Origin of the sequence: Corallococcus interemptor, from assembly GCF_003668875.1 — a bacterium.
Lineage (GTDB): Bacteria > Myxococcota > Myxococcia > Myxococcales > Myxococcaceae > Corallococcus > Corallococcus interemptor.
Genome location: NZ_RAWM01000069.1, coordinates 1 through 18151 on the forward strand (window position 1 = coordinate 1; position 18151 = coordinate 18151).

Annotated in this window: 18 protein-coding genes and 1 pseudogene; 5 read left to right on the forward strand and 14 right to left on the reverse strand. The window is 70.9% G+C overall.

The window, feature by feature from the left end; all coding sequences use genetic code 11:
• Positions 1-294, reverse strand: a pseudogene (locus tag D7X96_RS41070) (EamA family transporter); the annotation flags it as partial.
• Positions 295-502: 208 nt separating this feature from the next.
• On the opposite strand from D7X96_RS41070, the gene hrcA reads away from it, so the two are divergent.
• Complete coding sequence (gene hrcA / locus D7X96_RS23255; protein WP_120551652.1) at positions 503-1534, forward strand: heat-inducible transcriptional repressor HrcA; 1032 nt, start codon at positions 503-505, stop codon at positions 1532-1534.
• A 10-nt stretch (positions 1535-1544) separates the two neighbouring features.
• On the opposite strand, the gene D7X96_RS23260 is transcribed toward hrcA, so the two are convergent.
• A complete protein-coding gene (locus D7X96_RS23260) occupies positions 1545-2600 on the reverse strand; it encodes a lipid kinase (RefSeq protein WP_306449836.1) in 1056 nt (351 codons plus the stop codon).
• A 158-nt stretch (positions 2601-2758) separates the two neighbouring features.
• Here D7X96_RS23260 and D7X96_RS23265 point away from each other — a divergent pair, with 158 nt between their 5' ends.
• The gene (locus tag D7X96_RS23265; protein WP_233610202.1) at positions 2759-3214 is read left to right on the forward strand and encodes a transcriptional regulator; all 456 of its coding nucleotides are present in this window, start codon (positions 2759-2761) and stop codon (positions 3212-3214) included.
• A 54-nt stretch (positions 3215-3268) separates the two neighbouring features.
• Here D7X96_RS23265 and D7X96_RS23270 read toward each other — a convergent pair whose 3' ends face one another.
• The 3 genes from D7X96_RS23270 to D7X96_RS23280 all read right to left on the reverse strand — a co-directional run bounded on the left by D7X96_RS23270 (position 3269) and on the right by D7X96_RS23280 (position 5286).
• A complete protein-coding gene (locus tag D7X96_RS23270; RefSeq protein ID WP_120551651.1) occupies positions 3269-3982 on the reverse strand; it encodes an HAD family hydrolase in 714 nt (237 codons plus the stop codon).
• Positions 3983-4029: 47 nt separating this feature from the next.
• A complete protein-coding gene (locus D7X96_RS23275; RefSeq protein ID WP_121770740.1) occupies positions 4030-4851 on the reverse strand; it encodes a hypothetical protein in 822 nt (273 codons plus the stop codon).
• Positions 4852-4938: 87 nt separating this feature from the next.
• Positions 4939-5286 (reverse strand): hypothetical protein, encoded by a 348-nt coding sequence (locus D7X96_RS23280; RefSeq protein ID WP_120551649.1) that lies wholly within the window; start codon positions 5284-5286, stop codon positions 4939-4941.
• A 215-nt stretch (positions 5287-5501) separates the two neighbouring features.
• Here D7X96_RS23280 and D7X96_RS23285 point away from each other — a divergent pair, with 215 nt between their 5' ends.
• The 3 genes from D7X96_RS23285 to yoaA all read left to right on the forward strand — a co-directional run bounded on the left by D7X96_RS23285 (position 5502) and on the right by yoaA (position 9358).
• Positions 5502-6503 (forward strand): site-2 protease family protein, encoded by a 1002-nt coding sequence (locus D7X96_RS23285; RefSeq protein WP_121770741.1) that lies wholly within the window; start codon positions 5502-5504, stop codon positions 6501-6503.
• On the forward strand, positions 6500-7210 hold the full coding sequence (locus D7X96_RS23290; RefSeq protein WP_121770742.1) for a hypothetical protein: 711 nt from the start codon (positions 6500-6502) through the stop codon (positions 7208-7210). The genes D7X96_RS23285 and D7X96_RS23290 overlap by 4 nt, the downstream gene beginning before the upstream one ends.
• 150 nt (positions 7211-7360) lie before the next feature.
• On the forward strand, positions 7361-9358 hold the full coding sequence (gene yoaA / locus D7X96_RS23295) for a DNA repair helicase YoaA (protein WP_121770743.1): 1998 nt from the start codon (positions 7361-7363) through the stop codon (positions 9356-9358).
• On the opposite strand, the gene D7X96_RS23300 is transcribed toward yoaA, so the two are convergent.
• From D7X96_RS23300 to D7X96_RS23340, 9 genes are all read right to left on the reverse strand, one after another.
• A complete protein-coding gene (locus D7X96_RS23300) occupies positions 9312-11465 on the reverse strand; it encodes a TonB-dependent receptor (RefSeq protein WP_121770744.1) in 2154 nt (717 codons plus the stop codon). The genes yoaA and D7X96_RS23300 overlap by 47 nt on opposite strands.
• A 61-nt stretch (positions 11466-11526) precedes the next feature.
• Positions 11527-11901, reverse strand: coding sequence for a c-type cytochrome (locus D7X96_RS23305; protein WP_199747224.1), 375 nt, complete (start codon positions 11899-11901; stop codon positions 11527-11529).
• Positions 11898-12794: a cytochrome c oxidase assembly protein gene (locus D7X96_RS23310; RefSeq protein ID WP_208647356.1), complete on the reverse strand. Its 897-nt coding sequence runs from the start codon at positions 12792-12794 to the stop codon at positions 11898-11900. The genes D7X96_RS23305 and D7X96_RS23310 overlap by 4 nt, the downstream gene beginning before the upstream one ends.
• Positions 12795-12837: 43 nt before the next feature.
• Entirely contained in the window at positions 12838-13212 is a 375-nt protein-coding gene (locus D7X96_RS23315; RefSeq protein ID WP_120551644.1) for a hypothetical protein, read from the reverse strand.
• 2 nt (positions 13213-13214) lie between these two features.
• Positions 13215-13829, reverse strand: coding sequence for a cytochrome c oxidase subunit 3 (locus D7X96_RS23320; RefSeq protein ID WP_120551643.1), 615 nt, complete (start codon positions 13827-13829; stop codon positions 13215-13217).
• Positions 13826-15760 carry a cytochrome c oxidase subunit I gene (ctaD, locus tag D7X96_RS23325; protein ID WP_120551642.1) on the reverse strand — a complete coding sequence of 645 codons (1935 nt, stop codon included), beginning with the start codon at positions 15758-15760 and terminating at the stop codon, positions 13826-13828. The genes D7X96_RS23320 and ctaD overlap by 4 nt, the downstream gene beginning before the upstream one ends.
• Positions 15757-16800, reverse strand: coding sequence for a cytochrome c oxidase subunit II (coxB, locus tag D7X96_RS23330; protein ID WP_120551641.1), 1044 nt, complete (start codon positions 16798-16800; stop codon positions 15757-15759). The genes ctaD and coxB overlap by 4 nt, the downstream gene beginning before the upstream one ends.
• Positions 16797-17345 (reverse strand): c-type cytochrome, encoded by a 549-nt coding sequence (locus D7X96_RS23335; protein ID WP_120551640.1) that lies wholly within the window; start codon positions 17343-17345, stop codon positions 16797-16799. Before D7X96_RS23335 ends, coxB begins: the two co-directional genes overlap by 4 nt.
• Positions 17342-18151, reverse strand: coding sequence for a substrate-binding domain-containing protein (locus tag D7X96_RS23340; protein ID WP_120551639.1), 810 nt, complete (start codon positions 18149-18151; stop codon positions 17342-17344). The genes D7X96_RS23335 and D7X96_RS23340 overlap by 4 nt, the downstream gene beginning before the upstream one ends.

Here is an 18151-nt window from a genome sequence, read left to right on the forward strand (position 1 = left end):
GACGTGCTGGGCGCCGAACTGGGCGTTCGGGACGACGTGGTACGCCTGAAGCGCGGGAGTGGGCGAGGTCCCCCGGCCCGCGCCCGTCCAGCAGTCACGCGCACCCGACAGGGCCCGTGCCGCCAGGAGGAAGCGCATCCCCGCCATCCGGAACGGCGGAAAGCCCGCCAGCGCGAAGCGCATCGCCAGGTAGGTGGACCCCCAGATGACGTAGAGCGCGAAGAGGCTGAACAGCAGGCGGCCCCGGTGGGGCGCGGACTCGGCTATGTCGGAGGTCGCGGTCGCGGTCGTCACGGCGGCGGCTTCTAACCCCCACCACCCTCCAGGGCGATGTGCGCTTTGCCGTACCCGCCGCCCCACGCAGGCCGGAGAACCAGCGCCCCGCCTGCCTGCCCTCCTGCACACCCCTCCCAATTGAATGCCCGGGGCGTCCCTTTTAGAATTCTACAGGAGGCATGGAGACCCGGAGGGCGGGCCGACGGCTTCCGGAGCGTGAGCGGGAATGCCCGACGAATTGGGTGAGCGCGAAAAGGAAGTCCTCCGAGCCGTGGTGCAGGAGTACATCACCACCGGCGGCCCGGTCGGCAGTCAGCAGCTGACGCGTCGCGGAGAGTTCGACGTGTCCTCCGCGACCATGCGCAACGTGCTCGCCGACCTGGAGGCCCTGGGCTTCCTGGAGAAGCCCCACACCTCCGCCGGCCGCGTGCCCACCGACCGCGGCTACCGCTTCTACGTGGACACCCTGGTCAAGCTGCGCGACCCCGCCCCCCGCGACCGCGAGCTCATCCACGCCGGCCTCGTCCACGAGTCCAACCTGGACGACATCCTGTCGGAGGCCAGCCGCGTGCTGCACTCGCTCACGCGCCATGCGGGCGTCGTCCTCACGCCCCGCGCCGACGCCGCCGTGTTCCAGCGCATCGAGTTCCTGCGCCTGCGCGAGAACCGCGTGCTCGCCGTGCTCGTGGGCCAGAACGGCCAGGTGCACAACAAGGCCCTCACCGTGGACTTCCCGGTGACGTCCGACGAGCTCATGAAGGCCAGCAACTACCTCTCCGAGCTCCTGCACCAGGTGCCCCTGGAAGAGGCCCGCGAGCGCATCCGCGCGGAGATGGACCAGGAGCAGGCCCTCTACAACGCGCTCACCGCCAAGGCCCTCAAGCTGGGCGCCGCCGCCACCGACCTGCAGACGCCCGAGCGCGTGCTGATTGAAGGCACCGGCTCCTTCCTGGAGCAGCCGGAGTTCGCGGACGTGGAGCGCATCCGCGCGCTCTTCCGCGCCCTGGATGAGAAGCACAAGCTGCTGCACCTGCTGGACCGCGTGCAGCGCACGAAGGAGATGCACGTCTTCATCGGCGCGGAGAGCGAGTTCTCCGCCGCCGGTGACGTCACCGTCATCGCCAGCCCCTACGGCACGGCGGAGGCGGTGCTGGGCACCGTGGGCGTCATCGGGCCCACGCGCATGGACTACCGGCGCGTGATTCCCCTGGTGAACTTCACCGCCCAGGTGCTCTCCAGCGTGCTGGAGAAGGTCTGACGAACGCCCCCTACTGCGGCGCGGGCGCGTAGACGCGCAGCGCCGCGGGGGCCACCTCGAAGCGCATGGGCGTCGTGCCCACGTTCTCCCCGTCCGCGTTCACCTCCATGGGCGGATCCGTCTCCACGACGAGCCGCGACGTGTGCAGGTGCACGACGGACTCGTGCTCCAGGTGCGCGCCGCTCCTCATGCCCAGCGCCACGCGCGCCAGCGTGGCCACGTCCTGCAGGTGGCCCAGCCCCGTGCGCTCGCCGCCCTCCTCCATGGAGGGCGCGGTGATGGCGTAGACGTGGAAGCGGCGGTCGTCCAGCGTCGCGTCCGGCGCCACCATGTTCCCCGCGCCGTGGTAGCGGCCGTTGCCCACCACCAGCTGGAGCGCGTCCACCTCCAGCGTCTGGCCGTCCGCCTGGAGCCGGACGTGGAAGGGCTGCAGCGTGCGCATCTCCGCGGCGGCGGCCATGGGGTAGGCCAGCTTGCCGGCGCGCTGCTTCAATTCCTGCGTCAGCCGCTTCGCGATGGCGGTGGTGAGCCCCAGGCTGGCGGCGTTGAGGAAGGGCCGCCCGTTGACGAGCCCCACGTCCACGCGCGCCGTGTAGCCGCCGGCGATGACGTCACACGCGGCTTCCAGCGTGTCCGGGATGCCCATCGAGCGCGCGAAGTCGTTGCCGGTGCCCAGCGGCACCACGCCCAGCGTCACGTCGCGGCCCATCAGCGCCTGCGCCGCGCAGCTGATGGTGCCGTCGCCTCCTCCCACGAGGACGCGGCGGGCGCCCTGGGCGATGGCGTCCTCCACCACCTTTCGCAGCCGCTTGGGCCGCGTCAGTGCGTGCGCGGCCATGAGCGGGATGCCGTGGGCGGCCAGCAGCTCGCGGGCGTCTTCGAAGGCGTCGCGCCCCGAGCGGGAGCGCGTGTTCACCACCAGGACCGCGGGCCCTTCATCCAGGTGACGAAGGCGCGGAGGCGCGTTGAGTGCGGGTTCCAGAGGAAACCTCGGCTTTCTGTACGGCGTCTCCAAGCTGCGCACGACGGGGCGCGCGCACCAGCGGCACCCGAGCGGAAAGGGCAGGGCCTCTGTCCATTCCCCAGCGTCGTCCCACCGCATGCTTCCGCGAATGGACAGGGGTAGGGGGCCAACGGGTTCCCTCCCTGGGGAGGCGTGTTCACCTTCCAGGCGACGCGGACTCCATGCCAGGACCCGCGCCGGGACCGTTCTCCAGGAGGGTGATGATGGCGCGTGGAAGCAAGGACAAGTACTCGGCGAAGCAGAAGCGCATGGCCGAGCACATCGAGAAGGGTTACGAGAAGAAGGGCACCAGTGAGAAGACCGCGGAGGCCCGCGCGTGGGCCACGGTGAACAAGCTCACCGGTGGCGGTACGAAGGGTGGCTCCGGCAGCAAGGCGAAGGCGGCCCGCCGGCGCCCCGCGGCCCGCAAGAACGCGCGCAAGGCCGGAAGCGTGGGGGGCAAGCGCCGCGCCGCCACCGCGAAGAAGACGACCTCCAGCCGCAAGAGGGCCGCGCCCGCCCGGGCGAAGCGCACCACCACCGGCCGCAAGGCCACCTCGCGCACCGGCACCGCCGGCAAGCGCTCCACGGCCCGCAAGAGCACCGCGCGCCGTAACACGACGCGCAAGTCCACCGCGTCCCGTTCCCGCGCGAAGCGCGGCGGTTCGCGCAAGTAGCGTTTCAGCAGGGCTCCACCGGTGGCCACGAGGTCGTGGCCACCTTGGGGGCCTTCAGCGCGACTCCTCGTCCTTGGAGGTGTCGCGCGACGCCGCGTCCCAGGGCCAGGCCTCCGGGTCCTCCTCCAGCCGGCGCAGGAGCTCCGCGGGGTCCTTCACCAGCGTGCGGCAGCCGGCGGTGCGCAGGTCCTCCGCGCGGAAGCCCCCGCACAGCACGCCCACGGACGCCAGGTGCAGCTTGCCCGCGGCGAGCGCGTCGTAGGGCGTGTCGCCCACCACCACCACCGTGGCGGGGTCCGGCTTGCCCAGCTTCGTCATCGCCGCCTCGAAGATGTCCGGGTGCGGCTTGCTCTTGTCGACCTCGTCCTTGTTCGTCTTCGTCTCGAACAGGCCGTCGATGCCGCACAGCTCCACGTAGCGCTTGAGCTCGTCGTCCTTGGCGCTGGACGCAAGGGCAATCTTGCGGCCGCGCTTGCGCAGCTGCTGGAACAGCTCCTTCACGCGCGGGAAGGCGCGCACCTTGGGCAGGAACTCGCGCTTGAAGAGCGCGGAGCGGTACTCGTCCAGGTCCTTGCCGAAGCGCTCCAGCTCCTCGTCGTTGAAGAAGACGGGCAGGAGCTGGTCCGAGCCCTTGCCAATCTGGCTTCGCACGTGGGCGAACGGGATGTCCCGCCCGAACTCGATGAACGACCGGCGCCAGGCCTCGGCGTGCTCGTCCACCGAGTCGATCAGCGTTCCATCCACGTCGAAGATGACGTTTTCGACCATGCGCGGCAAACCTCCGCCGCCCAAGGTGGGGCTGGGGGGCGGGCCGGTCAACCGTCCGTGGGCGACTTCGGTCCACTCTCCTGCGCTTCGCTGTCCACGAGTGTCCGGGTCTGCACGCTGTATCCGTCCGGAGCCGTGGGGGTGAAGGCGTCGTTGGGCAGGGACGTCTTGAGGTCCACCTTGGACAGCACCGTCTCCCCCTGCTTCTCATTCCCCAGCCAGCGCGTGAGCTTCTTCGGCACGCACAGCCCCAGGGACGCGTCGCAGTGCTCCTCCTCCATCCGCACCTCGCCCTGGGTGCCGTCCGGCGCGCGCGTCCGCTTGGCCAGGAAGTCCAGCGAGGGCCAGCGCAGCACGTACGTCACCTCCAGCCCGCCGGCCGCGTCGCCCTCCAGCGCCATGGACAGCTCCACGGCCTCCTTCGCCTGGGGCAGGCCGGTAACGCGCTTCGCCTTCGCGCTGCGCAACAGCAGCGGCGCGCGGAAGCCCTCCGGGACGAAGGGGGTGAAGATTTCGGTGAGGAACGCGGACAGCTTCTCCGCGGAGACCTGGGACGTGAAGGTGGTGAACTGCTTCGCCGCCTCCACCTGCTCGTACAGGTGCTTGCCGTCCCACCACACCTGCCGGGCCTGGGGCGCGGACACGGTGCCGCGCATCTTCTGGGGCGCGCGGTACGCGAAGCTGAAGCCCGCGGACACGGAAGCCCCTTCCGTCTGGGTGCCCTCCAGCTGGTAGGCCAGGAGCTTCGCGTCGCGCGCGGCCAGCTTCTCGCGCACCTGGGCCATCAGCTCCGCGTCGTTCGCGCCTCCGGACGAGGACGAACGGCAGGCGAGGACGCACACGAGGGGCACGAGGAGGAGGGCGCGCATGGGGGGAAATCCAGGGGCTGGAAATGGAAAAGGCCCCGCTGTTCCCAGGGGGCCTTCGGACTGCCTCGGTGAGGAGGCAGCTTGGGACTACTTCACCGCCACGCCGGTCGCGGAGGAGCTGGTGATGCCGATGATGGTGCCGAACAGGGCGAAGATGCCGTGACGGGGCGTGGTGGAGGCCGACTTCAGGTCGACCTTGGAGGCGCCCATGGCCTTCGCCTCGGTGATGAGGAGCTTGTTCACCACGGTGTCCAGGTCGCTCTGGACGATGTCGATGATGTGGAAGATCGCGGTCAGGCCCAGCGAGCTGCCCTGGATGACGGCCACGGCCTCGCCGTTGGCGGCGATCTCGGAGCCGGAGACGACGGCGGACTCGACGCTGGTGCAGCCCACGAGGGAGGCGGCGGCGACGGCGGACAGGATGAACTTCTTCATGTTTATCTCCCCAACTGGCGGTGGCTTGGACGGTGGCGGGACGGCCCGGACGGGCGCCCTGCCGTTCGGTAAAACCTCAAGCGGCGCGGTTCGTAGCAGAAGGCTTTTTCAAGTCAAGGACCCGGGGCGGAGTAATCCGAGTTGTGTTTGACACTTCATCCGCCGGGCGGCGCGGAACCGGTCGCCCCGCTCGCGGACGTGAGGCATCTTCGCGCATGCATCCGGCTTCCCTCCCACGTCCCGCCCCGGCCCGCGTCTGGCTGCACCTGCTGTTGTTCGTGGTGACGCTGGGGACGACGTTCCTCGCCTACCTGCTGCTCTTCGGGCGCTCATTTCCCTTCAGCGGGGCGGGCCTCTTGGCGGAGGACCGGACGCAGGCGCTGTTCTTCAGCGGGTCGCTGCTGGCCATCCTGGGCTCGCACGAGATGGGCCACTACGTGCTGGCGCGGTGGCACCGGGTGGACACGTCCCTGCCGTACTTCATCCCGCTGCCGGTGCCGGGGAGCCTGGGCACGCTGGGCGCGGTCATCCGGCTGCGCGGGCGCATCCCCACGCGCAACGCGCTGGTGGACATTGGCGCCGCGGGGCCGCTGGCGGGCCTGGTGGTGGCGCTGCCGCTGCTCTACTGGGGGCTCTTGCACTCCACGGTGGTGGACTCGCCGCCGGTGCCGTCCGCGTTCCCCGGTGAGTCGTCGCTGTGGGTGCTGGGGCAGGAGCTCCTGCACTGGGTGATGGAGAAGGTGACGCAGGCGCCGCCAGCCATGGCGCCCGTGTACACGAGCCACCAGACGCTCTTCGGGGACAACCTCATCATGAAGGCGCTGACGTGGCTGGCGCTGGGGCCCCTGCCGGAGGGCAAGGACGTGGTGGTGCACCCGGTGGTGATGGCCGCGTGGTTCGGCCTGCTGGTGACGCTGCTCAACCTGCTGCCGGTGGGACAGCTGGACGGCGGGCACCTGACGTTCGCGGTGCTGGGGCCCAGGGCCCGCTGGGTGGGGCAGGGCGTGGCGGTGGTGCTGCTCTTCCTCACCGTGTTCGTCACCGCGTCGTGGGGCCTGTGGCTGGTGGTGGCGAGCAAGGTGGTGGGCTTCGGCCACCCGGAGGTCCTGCGGCCGGAGGAGCCCCTGAGCCGCTCGCGCAAGGTCATCTGCGCGCTGTGCCTGCTGGCGCTGGTAGGGTGCGCGATGCCCATCCCCCTGCGCGAGGTGTGGTCATGAAGTACCAGTGCGAGAGCTGCGACCGGCTGGTCAAGGTGGAGACCTACTCCCTCGAGGGCGGAGTGCTGGCCGTGGTGTGCCCGGCCTGCGCGGCGGTGACGCGGGCGGCGCCTTCGGTCTCCGCGGCGGTGGCGGTGCCATCGATGGAGCCGGTCTCGGTGCCCGTGCCGCCCGCGCGGCCCAGCCTCACCGCGCTGCGCGTGATTCGCACGGACGCGCCCGTCGTGGCCCCGTCCGCGCTGGACGGTGACCCCTTCCAGTCGCCGCCGGGCCACTGTCCCAAGTGCGTGGCGCCCATGCGCGAGGACGCCACGTCCTGCGCGGGGTGCGGGCTGGTCTTCGCCAACTTCATCCCGGACGAGCACCAGCCCTCCGGCATCCTGGCCCGGGAGTGGCACGCGCTCCTGGAGACGTGGCACGACTGGGACGCGCACGACCGGCTGCTGTCCCAGGCGATGGGGCGGGGAGAGCTGGCCATGGTGGGCCGGCTGTACCGCATGCGGCTGGCCCGGGCGCCGGACGACGCCCAGGCGCTGCGCGGCCGGGACGAGGTGGTCCGCCGGGTGACGACCGCGGTGCCGCTCACCTCGGACGGACCGTCACCGGCGCTGGGGCGCAAGGTGAAGAGCATGGTGATGGGCGCCGTGCTGGTGGTGTGCCTGGCGCTGATGCTGGTGCTCTTCCAGGTGATGCGCGGGGCGTTCTAGGCGGGAAGGGCACCGGGGGCGCTGGCCGGCCCGCTTGCCCGGCGGGCGGGAGACAGGGCCTCGGGGCCGCATCAGGGAACGCGCGGGGGGCGTCGCGCGCTGTTATCCTGCGGGGCCGCCTTTCCCGTCCTCCTGCCCCCGAACCGCCGCATGTCCGCGCCCGCGCCCCGTCCCCCTTCTGTCGACAGCCTGCTGGGTCCTGGTGGCGCGCTGGAAGAGGCGCTGCCCGCGTACGAGCACCGCCCGGAGCAGCTCCAGATGGCGCGCGCCGTGGAGCGGGCCTTCTCCGAGGGCAGCTACCTCCTGGCGGAGGCCGGCACGGGCACGGGCAAGACGCTGGCGTACCTGGTGCCCGCGCTGCTGTCGGGGCGCAAGGTGGTGGTGTCCACGGCCACGAAGACGCTGCAGGACCAGGTGTTCTTCAAGGACCTGCCCTTGCTCAGCGAGAAGCTGGGGATGCGCTTCGAGGCGGCGTACCTCAAGGGGCGCGGCAACTACCTGTGCCTGCACCGCTACGACGCCTTCGAGAAGGACCCGCAGTTCGTCTCCAAGGAAGAGGCGAAGCAGTGGCCGCTGCTCAAGAAGTGGGTGACGCAGACGGAGACGGGGGACCGGGCGGAGTTGGACCTGCCGGAGTCCTTCGCCGCGTGGTCGCGGCTGTCCACCACGTCGGAGACGTGCCTGGGCTCGCGCTGCTCGCAGTATGAGACGTGCTTCGTCACGCGGATGCGCAAGCGCGCGGAGACCGCGGACCTGCTGGTGGTGAACCACCACCTGTTCTTCGCGGACCTGGCGCTGCGCAGCTCCGGCAAGCGCACGGAGGGCGTGCTGCCCTTCTACGACGCGGTCATCTTCGACGAGGCGCACGCGCTGGAGGACGCGGCCAGCAGCCACTTCGGCTGCAGCGTGTCCAACTACCGGCTGGAGGAGCTGTCGCGCGACGCGGTGGCGGCCCTGCCCGCGAAGGACGAGCGGCACGCGACGCTCTCCGCGCTGGCCCAGCGGGTGCGCTCGCACGCGGACGCGCTGTTCCTCCAGGCGCCGCGCGCGCTGGGGCTGTCCAGCCAGGAGTCCGCCGTGGCGCTGCGCCCGGAGACCATGGGCAAGCTGTCCGGCGCGCTGGAGCAGGTGCGCGAGGGCCTGGCCGCGCTCGCGTCCTTCGCGGGCAGCGAGCGCGAGCCGGAGCTGGCCGCCATCCACCGCCGCGCGGAGGAGATGGCGGAGCAGCTGACGTTCCTGGAGAAGTCCGAGTCCGCGGACCACGTGTACTGGGCGGAGGCGCGAGGCAAGGGGCTGTTCCTGCGCGCGAACCCCATCGACGTGGCGAAGGAGCTGCGCGACCGGCTCTACGGCGCGCTGGACACGGTGGTGTTCACCTCCGCGACGCTGGCGGCGGACAGCCGCTTCGACTTCTTCGCCAAGCGCATGGGCATGTACGACGACGAGGGCCAGCCCGTGACGCGCGTGCGCACGCTGGCGGTGCCCAGCCCGTTCGACTTCCCGCGCCAGTCCGCGCTGTACCTGCCCACGCACCTGCCGGACCCCAGCGCCCCGGGCTTCATCGAGGCGGCGGCGGAGGAAATCATCCAGCTGTGTGAAGTGACGGGAGGGCGCGCGTTCGTGCTCTTCACGTCGCTGCGCAACATGGTGCGCGCATACGAGCTGACGGCCACGCGGCTGCCCTATCAAGCCCTGCTCCAGGGAGAGCGGCCCAAGCAGCAGCTGCTGGACGCCTTCCGCCAGACGCCCAGCGTGCTCTTCGCCGCGCACAGCTTCTGGGAGGGCGTGGACGTGCCCGGGGACGCGCTGAGCCTGGTCATCATCGACCGGCTCCCGTTCGCCTCTCCGGGCGACCCACTGGTGGCCGCGCGCATCCGTCAGATTCAGGCGCGCGGCGAGGAGCCGTTCGACCAGTACCAGCTGCCGCAGGCGGCGCTGGCGCTGCGTCAGGGCTTCGGGCGGCTCATCCGCACGCAGGCGGACCGGGGCATCGTGGCGATGCTGGACCGCCGCATCGTGACCAAGGGCTACGGCCGCGTGTTCCTGTCCAGCCTGCCGCCCGCGAAGCGGATGGACGACACGACGGAGCTGAGCCGCTGGTTCAACGGGCCGGTGCGACCGGTGCCGCCCGTGCGCTCGATTCGCTGAACACGTCTCGCAGGCGCAGGCCCACGCGGGCCTGGAAGGGCGGGGCCAGCGTGTCCACGCCCGCGCGGCCGGCGAGGTATTGCCGGTCGAAGAGGTTCTCCACCGCGCCGAAGGCGTCCACCTTCCAGAACAGGTGACGGCTCACGAACAGGTCCACCACCGCCGCGCCGCCCATGCCGCGCGTGTTGAGGTCGTCCTCGTACTGCGGACCGAACACGCGCAGCTGCGCGGTGACGGAGACGATGGACGGGTCGTCGAACGTGACTGCCAGCGAGCCGCGATGCCTGGGGTCCTGCGGAAGCTGACGCCCCACGAGGCCAGATTGGCCGGGCGCTCGCGTGACGACGGGGTCCACGAACGTGTACGCCGCAAGCGCGGTCCACCGGCGCGACACGCGCCAGTCCGCGCCCAGCTCGACACCCCGGACGCGGGCCCGGCCCAGGTTCTGGCGCTGGCGGGTGGAGCCGTCCGGCAGCGGCGTGGCGAGGGTGACGTTGGTGATGGGCGCGTCCAGCACGTTCCAGAAGCCGGTGACGCGGCCGGTGAGCCCGTGCGGGCCGGTGGCCTCCACGCCGGCCTCGGTGCCCCAGAGCCGTTCGGCGCCCAGGTCCGGGTTCGCGGCGGTGAGGATGGTGCCCACCTGGAAGGGGCGGTAGAGCTCGTTGAGGGTGGGGGCGCGGAAGGCTCGGTACGCGGAGGCGCGCAGGGTGAGCCAGTCGAGCGGGCGCACGCGCGCGGCCAGGCGCGGGCTGAGCTGGCTGGCGGTGCGGGGCTCGAACTCGGTGGCGGTGGTGAAGCCGCTCGCGACGCTGACCAGCTGTCTGCCGTTGAAGTTGCGCCACGTGTCCCAGCGCAGCGTGCCGGCGAACTCCAGCGCGGGGGACACGGTGTAGAGGTCCTGCACGAAGACGCCGCCGGACAGCTGCGTGCCTCGCGTGGTGCGCGCGTAGACCGTCGTGGGCGTGTACGTGAGGGGGAAGAGCACTTCGTCCGCGTGTCCGGCGGAGCGGCGCACGTCCACGCCCGCGGCGAGCACGTGGGCTCCGCCCATCTTCAGCTCCGGACCGGTCCAGACGAGTGAGCCACCCTGGTCGTTCGCGGGCACGTCCTGGTAGGCGGAGAAGGCCTCGAAGTTCCGGTCCGAGCTGACGCGCGCACGGTCCTGGGAGAAGTCCTGGGTGCGGCCGTAGAGGCCCAGCTCGAAGGCGCCGGCGCCGTCCGTGCGGAGGCGCGCGTTCGCGGCGAACCACGCCAGGTCCACGCTGGCGACGGTGTACTTCGTGCCGCCGTTCTGCACCTCGCGGAACACACCCGCGCGAGCGGAGAGGGCGAGGTGGTCGGTGGGCTCGGCTTCGACGCGCGCCTGGGCGCTGAAGTGATTGGACGGGGTGTCGGCGTCCACGCGGCCGCGCTGATTCTCGGGGACGATGCGGTAGCCGTTGCTGGTGAGGCCTTCAACTTCCAGCGACGCGCCCACGCGGCCCCAGCGGTCCGCGATGCGAGCGGCGGCGAAGCCGGTGCCCAGGTTGCCCGCGGACACGTCGGCGTCGAGCACCGGGCCGGTGATGGGCCGGGAGAACAGCTGCACCACGCCGCCCAGCGCGGCGCTGCCATAGAGCGCGGAGCCGCCGGTGGGGACGACCTCGATGCGGTCCAGGCCCAGGCGGGGCAGGGCGCGCCAGAAGACCCAGCCGCCATAGGGGTCGTTGAAGGGGAGCCCGTCCAGAAGCACGAGCCCACGAGCCACACCCGAGGGCGCGAGCCCGCGCAGGTTGAGCCCCTGCGCGGTGGGGTCCGCGACCAGCGACGGCGTGCGGCGGAACGTGGCCGCGGAAGGAAGCGTGCGGATGAGCGCGTCCTGCGTGAGCGTGGGGCTGTGTTCCATCTCCGCGCGAGGAATCACCACCGTGGTGGCGGGCACGTCGCGCAGCGGACGCGGCAAACGCGTGGCCGTGACGACCGTCCGCGTCTCGCTGGGAACCTGTTCCTCCTCGGGCTCCTTCTCAGCGGGCGGCTCCGATTGCGCGCTGGCCACTCCGGGCAGCAGCAATGCCAGTCCAAGCCAGCAGGAGAACGACAGTCGGGAAGAGGCGCGCGGTCCAGGCATCGCGCTCCGCTCTACTGGATGTCGGGCCTCCGGGCGAGCACGGCGAACGGTGACGTCGCCTTCATCGCAACGTGTACAGATACGCCGCGATGTCGCGCGCGTCCCCGTCCTTCACGCCCAGCTCCGGCATCGCGTTGCCCGGCTCGATGGACTGCGGATGCTGCACCCACCGCACCATGTTCTCCGGTGCGTTCTGGAGCCGGCCCGCCAGATACGTGCGCAGCGCGATGCCCTCCAGCGACGGGCCCACCTGTCCCGTCGCGCCCGGCACGCCCGGAATCACGTGACAGCCGCCGCAGCCGTAGTGCCGCAGCGCCTCCTTGCCGCGCTCCACGTCGCCACCCGTGATGGCCATGGCCGTCTGCTTCGCGTCCTGGTTCGCCGCCTGCTTGCAGCCGCCCAGCAGCAACACCCCCACCACGAACACAGCCCTCACGGCACCGTCTCCCTCGGCGCTGACGCCTCGCCCTCGGCGATGTCCGCGCGCCGCTCCGACTCCCCCAGCCACGCCGCGAACAACGCCAGCCCCATCGCGAGGAACAGCGCCCCCGACGGCACCCACATGATGAGCCCCGCGAGCTGCTGGTCCTCCAGCGCGCCCAGCCCCCACTCCACGGCCCTGCGCGCGTACAGCGGATACCAGACCGACCGCGCGAACGTGAGCAGCGCGCCCAGGATGCTCGTGTGCGCCGCCGTGGCGAACACGAACAACACCCCCACCCCGTACCCCGCCTTCCCATAACGCCCACGCAAGAGCGCCCACCAGAACAGCGCCGCCGTGCCGAAGAAGCACAGGTGCTGCACCGCGTGCACCGCCTCGTTCTCCAGCGCCGCCTCGAACAGCGCGGGCACGTGCCACACCCAGCGCGCCACCGCGTGCAGCACCAGCACCACGAACGGCCCCGTCACCCCGCGCCAGACCGACCGCGCCTTCGGCCCCTGGAACGCCCGCGCCACCGGAGCACGCCACGCCTCCGGCAGCGCCCACAGCGCCGTCAGGTGCGGCCGGCCCAGCACCAGCAATGGCGCCGCCACCAGCATCAACAGTTCATGCTGCGTCATGTGCGCGGAGAACAGGATGTCGCTCAGCCGGTCCAGCGGCGACAGCAGCGCCACGCCCAGCGTCAGCCACCCCAGCACGAACATCCCCGCCTCCCACCCACGCACGCCCTTGCCCGGCGCCGAGTGCCGCCATAGCGCCCGCAGGCCCCACGCGTACAGCACGCCGGAGACCGCGAGCATCCCCAGCACCAGCGGATCCACGGTCCACCAGCGCAGCACGTCGTGCGTGTTCAGGTGGTGCGTCTCGCCGCCGTGGGCCCATGCCACGCAGGGCACGCCCAGAAAGAGGCAGAAGAGCCGTCGGATGCGCTCAGTCACAGGGCCTCAGCAGGAAGGTGGGAATCGCGGTGGCCACGAGCAGCAGGGTGAACAGCGCGCTCGATAGGAGTCCGAACGCGGCCATGAAGCGGGCCCGGCCCACGCCGCTGTCCTCGAGCGTGCCCGGCCTTCCGCGCAGCGCCCGCCACGAGCGCCACGCGGAGAACGCCCCCAGTCCCAGCAGCACGACCGCGCCCACGAGCACGCCGTGCAGCAGCGCGGGCCGGGCCTTCTGGCAGTTCGACGTCACCAGGCTGTAGGTCACCTGGAGCGCCAGCAGCCACGCGAACGGCGGCAGCAGCACGCCCGCCCACAGGGCCGCGTTGCGCCCGGTGCCCACGCCGTCATCCGGAGTCGCGTGTGACATGTTCAGCTCGCGAGGACCGCGGGGTCCAGGTAGAGGATGACGTAGATGGGCAGCCAGCTGGCGACGACGAAGAACCAGTAGCGGCCGTTGGTGTGCACGTCGACCAGGTGCTTCTCCTCCACCGGTCCCTTGAACAGCACCCCCAACAGCAGCAGGTCCTCCAGCGAGCCGGAGAGGGTGTGCACCGTGTGCATGCCCACGATGAACCAGAAGATGGACCCGTAGGCGTGCGTGTCCCAGCGGAAGCCAATCCACAGGAACTCCACGATGCGCAGCGCCACCACGACGAAGCCCAGCAGGCTCCCCAGCGCCAGCCCCCAGCGCATCCCGCGCAGCCTGCCCTTCAGCGCCGCGCGGTTGGCGTAGTGGATGGGCACCGCGCTCAAGAGCATCACGCCCGTAATCACCGCGGCCACGACCTTCACGTAGAAGGGCAGCGCGGTGGGCGGGAAGTGGGCGTAGTTGCCCCGGATGTAGAAGTAGCTCGCGAGCATCAGCACGAAGGCCGTGGACTCGATGGCCATCAGCCCGGTGACGCCCCACCACAGCGGATCGCGGTGGCCAAAGGCGAAGGTGGGCAGGTGCGACACGTCCAGCGTGCGGCGCGGAGGGCTCATGACGGTTGCTCCGGGGCCAGCTCTTCCTTGTAGGGCGGCCGGGGCCAGAACCAGCCCGTGAGCGTGATGAACAGCAGCACGCCGCCCACGACGATGCCCCAGGGCGTGAAGATGACCATGATGAACATCACCCCCGTGGCCAGCGCCACCCACAGCGGCCACAGCGTGGGCCCGGGCAGCTCCGCGCGGTGGTCCGGCGCCGCGTCCAGCAGCCGCGTGACGAGCACCTCCTTGCGGTCGCTGCGCACGCCGGTGACGACGGGCTGGTCCTCCGCCGCCGTCCACCGCGCATAGCGCCCGCGCACCGTGGGCAGGTGCAGGAAGTTGTACGAGGGCGGCGGCGACGTGGTGCCCCACTCCAGCGTGTCCGCGCCCCACGGGTCGTTCCCCGCCACTTCGCCGCGCTTCAGGCTCCAGAAGATGTTCACCAGCAGGAGCGTGATGCTCACCGCCATGATGACCGCGCCCACCGTGGCCAGCAGGTTGAGCGGCTGCCAGCCCCGCTCCACGCCGTACGTGTACACGCGGCGCGGCATCCCCATCATCCCCAGGAAGTGCAGCGGGAAGAACGTCAGGTTGAACCCGAGGAAGAAGGTCCAGAAGTTCCACTTCCCCAGCCGCTCGCCCAGCATCCGCCCGGTGATTTTGGGGAACCAGTAGTAGAGCCCGCCGAAGAGCGGGAACACCGCGCCGCCAATCAGCACGTAGTGGAAGTGCGCCACCACGAAGTGCGTGTCATGCACCTGCTGATCCACCGAGTACGTGCCCAGCATCACGCCCGTCAGGCCGCCGGTGACGAACACCGCGAAGAAGGCCAGCACCCAGTACAGGGGCAGCTTCAGCCACAGCCGTCCGCCCCACAGCGTGGCCAGCCAGCAGAAGATTTGAACGCCGCTGGGCAGCGCCACCATGAGGCTGGCGGCGGTGAAGAAGCTCTGCCCCAGCTGCGGCAGGCCGGTGGCGAACATGTGGTGCACCCACAGGCCAAAGCCGATGAACCCGATGGACACCATGGACAGCACCACCGGCAGGTAGCCGAAGACCTGCCGGCGCGTGAAGACGGCCAGGATGGAGGACAGCATCCCCAGCGCGGGGATGAAGATGATGTAGACCTCCGGGTGACCGAAGAACCAGAACAGGTGCTGCCAGAGGAGCGCGTCGCCGCCCTCGGCCGCGTTGAAGAAGTGCGTGCCGATGAGCCGGTCCATGGCCAGGGAGGTGCTGGCCACCATCACCGCCGGCATGGCGAAGACGACCATGAACGACTTCACCAGCATGGCCCACACGAACAGCGGCATGCGGTTGAGCGACATGCCCGGCGCGCGGTGCTTGAACACCGTCACGATGAGGTTCACCGCGCCCGCCAGGCCCGCCAGCTCCGTGAAGGTGATCATCTGCGCCCAGATGTCCACGCGCTTGCCCGGCGAATACTGCGGCCCGGCCAGCGGCACGTAGCTGAACCACCCGGCATCCGGCCCCACGTTGAGCAGGAAGCCGCCGTAGAGCAGCAGGCCGCCAATGAGGTAGGTCCAGTACCCGAAGGCGTTGAGGCGCGGGAACGCCGCGTTGCGCGTGCCAATCATCAGCGGCACCAGGTACAGCCCCACGCCCTCCATCATCGGCACGGCGAAGAGGAACATCATGGTGCTGCCGTGCATGGTGAAGACCTGGTTGTACAGGTCCGGTCCCATCACCTGCTTCTCCGGGCCGGAGAGCTGCCAGCGCATCAGCAGCGCCTCGATGCCTCCCAGGAGGAAGAAGACGAACGCGGTGATGATGTAGCGCTTGCCGATCTCCGTGTGGTGCACCTCGCTCAGCCAGCCGATGAGCCCCTTCTTCGGGGCCCAGGTGCGCTCCAGGTACAGCCGTTCCCAGGCCTCGTCGTCGCGGACGGGAGGGGGCTCCGGCGGAGTGGGGAGGGGGGCGCTCACTTCAGCGACTCCAGGTAGACGAGCAGCGCCTGGAGGTCATCCGGCGGCAGGGTGAGGGCGGGCATGTTGTTGCCGGGCTTGAGGCTCTGGGAGTTGAGGATCCATCCGGCCAGGTGCCCCCGGTCGAAGGGCAGCGCGCCGGCGGCCAGCGTGGAGCGGCTGGCGACGTGGGTGAGGTTGGGTCCGGTGGACGCCGCGGCGCCGGTGCCGCTGATGGCGTGGCACAGCGCGCACGGCCCCTGGAGGAACACCTGCTGGCCCCGCTGTGCCATGGGGGCCGTGGGCTGGGGCGCGGGCTGGAGCTGGTGGTTGCGCCAGGCCTCGAACTGCTCGGGGCTCTCCGCCACCACGACGAAGCCCATCTTCGCGTGCTGGATGCCGCAGAACTCGTAGCACTGGCCAAAGAAGGTGCCGGGCCGGTCCGCCTGGAGCTCCAGCGTGTTCTGCTGGCCGGGGATGAGGTCGCGCTTGTTGGTGAGCTCCGGCACCCAGAAGCTGTGGATGACGTCACGCGAGTTGAGCTTGAGGATGACGGGGCGGCCCACCGGCACGTGCAGCTCGTTGGCGGTGACGAGGATGCGCGAGGGGTCCGGGTCCTGCACCCGGAACTCCCACCACCACTGGTGCCCCACCACCTGAATCTCCAGCGCCTCCGGGCTGCGCAGCCGCGCGAGCGCCGCGCCCGTGCTCGCGTTGGCCACGGTGATGACGAAGAGCACCGCCACCGTGAGGCCAGCGCAGAGGCCCACCACGCGGCCCATCCTGCGCTCACGGGCCGGGTCCACCGGCCGGGCCCCCGCGCCGTCCGGCGGCACGGAGTGGGCCTCCACCTCCGGGACCTGCGCCTTCGAACCGCCACGCCGGCGCAGGAGCGCGCCCAGCATGGCCAGCACCACGGCCGTCAGCACGACGGCGGAGATGAGGAACAGCAGGTCCCAGAGCGAGCGCAGGCGCTCGACGTGCGGCCCCCGCGCATCGAGCATGCGCAGCCCGCCGCCGCACCCGGTGCAGAGCCACAGGACTATCGGCAGGCGCTTCATCGCGGCTGCTCCACCTCTTCGGGGCGAGGCGTCTCCCGCGCCTTGCTGGACTCCGAGGGCCGGGTGTTGAGCGTGTCGCTCCGGCCGGGCGCCACGTCCTTCTTCAAGAGCCCGCTCATGGAGCGCACGTAGGCGACCAGCTGCCACACCTGCGTGTCCGGAATCTTTCCCCGGAAGGACGGCATGCCGTTGGGCCGTCCCTCGACGATGGTGGCGTAGATGTTCTCCGGCTCGCTGCCGTATCTCCACTTCGCGTCCATCAGCGGCGGACCCATGCCGCCGCCTCCGCCCGCCGCGTGGCACCCGGAGCAGTTGAACCAGACGAACAGCCGCTTGCCCTGGCTGACGTCGTAGGCGTTGTCCTCGGACGCGGCGCGCGTGGGCGGCGTGGGGGGCGCAGGCGCGACGGGCCCCGCCTGGAGCTCCGACTGCTGGACGTCGCGCGCGGCGGGACGCGCGGCCGCGGGCAGCTCCTGGAAGCGGCGCTGCTCGCGCTCGCAGGAGGTGAGGAACAGCAGGGCACCCATCAGCACCCAGCGGCTCATGGTGACGGCACTCCGTAGCTCGCGAGCAGGGCCCGCACCTCGCGCTTGCGCCGCGTCAGCGCCGCGTCCAGCTCATCGCGCAGGGCCTTGTCTCCCCGGCGCACGCCCACGGCGATGTCGAAGGCGAACACCAGCCCCGGTGGATCCACCTGGGGCGTCACGGGCGTCAGCGTGAGCGGCACGCCCGGGCGGCGCGCGTAGTAACCGGCGAGCGGCCCCCACACCACGGCCACGTCCACGTCGCCCTTGCGCACGGCCTCCACCAGCGCGGACGGTGGGCTGTCCTCCGTGTAGTCGCCATAGAGCGTGTAGCCGGCGACGTTCTGGATGATGCCGCGCCGGGTGAGCGCGTGCGCGGGCGGCGTGTTGGAGAAGTCATCCCCCACCAGGTGCACGCCCACCTTCACGTCGTGCAGGACGGGGTCGTCGAAGGAGCGGACCTTCGGCCCGCCGTCCTTCTTCGACACGAACACGTAGGTGGAGCGGTAGTACGGCCGCGTGGGCAGCACCATCTCCAGCTCCGAGGGCACGCCCATCACCACGTCGCACAGGTTCGCCTTGAGCGTGCTGCGGATGAAGCCCCGGCGCTGCGCCCACCACGTGTACTCGACGCGCGCCTTCAGCTCGCGGCCCAGCAGCTCCGCCAGCCGGTTCTCGAAGCCCTCGCCGCGCGCGTTGGAGAAGGGCAGGTTGTTGGGGTCCGCGCACACGCGCAGCACGCGCTCGGGCTTCGGTTCAGACGGAGTGGGCCCGGCGCCACTGGCGAACAGGAGCAGGCCCACGGTCCATGGAAGAAGGACACTCAT

What these genes read in the sequence shown, in the direction of transcription:
- D7X96_RS23275 (WP_121770740.1), bottom strand. Translation starts at nt 4,851, where the DNA reads ATGCGCGCCCTCCTCCTCGTGCCCCTCGTGTGCGTCCTCGCCTGCCGT.
- D7X96_RS23335 (WP_120551640.1), bottom strand. Translation starts at nt 17,345, where the DNA reads ATGAGCCGCTGGGTGCTGATGGGTGCCCTGCTGTTCCTCACCTCCTGC.
- D7X96_RS23265 (WP_233610202.1), top strand. Translation starts at nt 2,759, where the DNA reads ATGATGGCGCGTGGAAGCAAGGACAAGTACTCGGCGAAGCAGAAGCGC.
- yoaA (WP_121770743.1), top strand. Translation starts at nt 7,361, where the DNA reads ATGTCCGCGCCCGCGCCCCGTCCCCCTTCTGTCGACAGCCTGCTGGGT.
- D7X96_RS23270 (WP_120551651.1), bottom strand. Translation starts at nt 3,982, where the DNA reads ATGGTCGAAAACGTCATCTTCGACGTGGATGGAACGCTGATCGACTCG.
- D7X96_RS23320 (WP_120551643.1), bottom strand. Translation starts at nt 13,829, where the DNA reads ATGAGCCCTCCGCGCCGCACGCTGGACGTGTCGCACCTGCCCACCTTC.
- D7X96_RS23300 (WP_121770744.1), bottom strand. Translation starts at nt 11,465, where the DNA reads ATGCCTGGACCGCGCGCCTCTTCCCGACTGTCGTTCTCCTGCTGGCTT.
- D7X96_RS23340 (WP_120551639.1), bottom strand. Translation starts at nt 18,151, where the DNA reads ATGAGTGTCCTTCTTCCATGGACCGTGGGCCTGCTCCTGTTCGCCAGT.
- hrcA (WP_120551652.1), top strand. Translation starts at nt 503, where the DNA reads ATGCCCGACGAATTGGGTGAGCGCGAAAAGGAAGTCCTCCGAGCCGTG.
- D7X96_RS23290 (WP_121770742.1), top strand. Translation starts at nt 6,500, where the DNA reads ATGAAGTACCAGTGCGAGAGCTGCGACCGGCTGGTCAAGGTGGAGACC.
- coxB (WP_120551641.1), bottom strand. Translation starts at nt 16,800, where the DNA reads ATGAAGCGCCTGCCGATAGTCCTGTGGCTCTGCACCGGGTGCGGCGGC.
- D7X96_RS23285 (WP_121770741.1), top strand. Translation starts at nt 5,502, where the DNA reads ATGCATCCGGCTTCCCTCCCACGTCCCGCCCCGGCCCGCGTCTGGCTG.
- D7X96_RS23315 (WP_120551644.1), bottom strand. Translation starts at nt 13,212, where the DNA reads ATGTCACACGCGACTCCGGATGACGGCGTGGGCACCGGGCGCAACGCG.
- D7X96_RS23280 (WP_120551649.1), bottom strand. Translation starts at nt 5,286, where the DNA reads ATGAAGAAGTTCATCCTGTCCGCCGTCGCCGCCGCCTCCCTCGTGGGC.